Genomic DNA, 2,166 nt, shown 5'->3' on the forward strand with positions numbered 1-2,166 from the left:
GATCCCCGCCGCTTCCTCCAGCATCATGCGCCGTTCGGCGGGGCGCGCGGCGATCACCGCCCCGATGCGGCCCTGGCTGACCAGCGCCGGGCTGTGCGCGCCGGTGGCGGCATCGGCGAAGANNCGCGATAGGCGCTGCCCGCGCCGCGTTCGATGCGGCGCACCACTTCCAGTTCGCCGCCGAACGGACCGGAAGGATCGGTCGTCGCCGTCAGCATCACTTCGGCAAAGGCGCGCGCGGGGCGCTGGGTGGTGCCCGCGAAGATCACGTCTTCCATGCCGCCGCCGCGCATCGACCGGGCCGAGCTTTCGCCCATGACCCAGCGGATCGCTTCCAGCAGGTTCGATTTTCCGCAACCGTTGGGGCCGACAATGCCCGTCAACCCCGGTTCGATCCGGAGTTCGGCGGGTTCCACAAAGCTCTTGAAGCCGGTCAGCTTCAAGCGCCTGAATTCCATTAGCCCCCCTTCCGCGCGTGCTCCCCTTTAGCGCGCGCCAGCTTTTTGTAGCAGCGGTTCCAGTTCCTGCCAGCTTGCAACTTCCAGATTCTTGCCATTCAGGATGAATGTGGGCGTGCCGGTGACGTTGAAGTCCTTGGTCGCCTTGTCGGTGCGATTGGCGAGTTCGGTGGCTTTCGCGGTATCGGACAGGCACTCGGCGCCCTGATCGGCGGCGATGCCGCGCGCGGCGAAGAAGTCGGTCATGCCGCCCAGCTGGGCGATGCCGGCGAAGCGCTGCGCCGGCGGCTGTTCGGCCAGCGCCTTGAAGCGGGCTTCATCCTTCTGCAGGTTGGTGAACATGTTGGGCTGCCAGTCCCAGAACTGTTCGCTCAGCGGGATCACCGCCTCGGGCGAACCGCAAGTGGCCAGCAGCGCGGCCGGCACGTCGAGCGCGTTGAGCATGAACAGGCGCAGTTCGTAGCTGACCCGACCGCTGGCGATGTATTCGTCCTTCAGCTTGGGAAAGCCTTCCTTGGAGAAGGCGGCGCAGTGCGAACAGCTCAGCGCGCCGAACTCGATCAGCTTGAGCGGTGCCTGCGGGTTGCCCATCAGGTAGCCGCCATCGGGCGTGGCGGAGATCATGTCGGTCCACGCCTTGCCGGCCGGCGGCGCGATCTTGGCGATCGGCGCGGCGGTTTCGGCTCCGGCGCCAACCTCATCCTTCTTGCCGCATGCGGAAAGGCCCAGCGCCAGCGGCAGGGCAAGCAGGAGAAGACGGCTACGGGTAAGTTTCATGGATGCTGTTCCCGGAATTGGAAGTGGCGCTTGGGACAAGGGCTAGCCGATCCGCGCGCCGGATTGAAGCCGGATTGAAGAGCGTGCGTGGCCGATCAGTGCAGGCGGGCTTCGATCTGCGGCTTCAGCGCTTCCCAGGTATAGGTGCCCGAAAGCGGAACGCCGTTGAGCACGAAGCTGGGCGTACCGGTGACGAAGTCCTTGTCCACCGCGTCCTGCGTGCCCTTGGCCAGCTTGTCGGCCAGGGCCTTGTTGGCCAGGCAGCGGTCGGTGGCGGGGCGGTCGAAGCCGTGCGTCGCCATGATCTCGTAGAAATGGAAATCGCTGGCGATAGCGCGGGTGCGGCTGGCGAAATCGCCGGCGGTCCAGCGCTGCCGCTGGGCCGCGTTGGCGGAAACCATCGGGCCGATCCAGTCGGCCTGCCTGCCCAGAAAGGCGTTGTGCAGGGTGACGAATTTCGACGGCGGCCCGCAATGCGTCAGCAGGGCTACGGTCATGTCCACCGGATCGCGCACGAAGCTGCGGATCTCGACCGAACCCTTACCGTTGCCGATGAACCCGATCTGGAGCTGCGCCAGCGATTCATGGTGGAATTCGGCGCAGTGCGGGCAGGTATAGCTGATGTATTCCACAAGCTTCACCGGCGCGGCTGGGTTGCCCAGGATGTGGCTTTCGGTGGCCGTGCGGGTGACGATCGTGGTCGGCGGGCGCGTGGTGGCGGGCAGGCGGCCCGCTGCGGTCCCGGCCCCCGTCCCCGCCGCAGCACCCGCCGTGGTCCATGTCATCATTCCGGCCAAGGCCAGCGCCAGCATGCTCAGGGCCCGCACGATCGATCGCATCACTGTGTCTTTTCCCCGTCCTGATTGCCGTCCGAAGTGTTCCCGCCCAGGTTGCGCGCCAGCGATTCCAGCACGGCCCGCAGTTCCGGATC

General features: G+C 66.5%; 2 protein-coding genes and 1 pseudogene. All 3 read right to left on the minus strand.

The features are described 5' to 3' along the window. Nucleotides 1-458: pseudogene (locus B3547_RS12700) on the minus strand (AAA family ATPase); the annotation flags it as partial. Nucleotides 459-485: 27 nt separating this feature from the next. Continuing rightward, on the minus strand, nucleotides 486-1,235 hold the full coding sequence (locus tag B3547_RS12705; protein ID WP_292963702.1) for a DsbA family protein: 750 nt from the start codon (nucleotides 1,233-1,235) through the stop codon (nucleotides 486-488). A gap of 95 nt (nucleotides 1,236-1,330) precedes the next feature. Beyond that, entirely contained in the window at nucleotides 1,331-2,062 is a 732-nt protein-coding gene (locus tag B3547_RS12710) for a DsbA family protein (protein WP_233497910.1), read from the minus strand. Nucleotides 2,063-2,166: the final 104 nt, after the last annotated feature.

It is taken from the genome of Novosphingobium sp. UBA1939, from assembly GCF_002336885.1.
Classification (GTDB): Bacteria; Pseudomonadota; Alphaproteobacteria; order Sphingomonadales; family Sphingomonadaceae; genus Novosphingobium.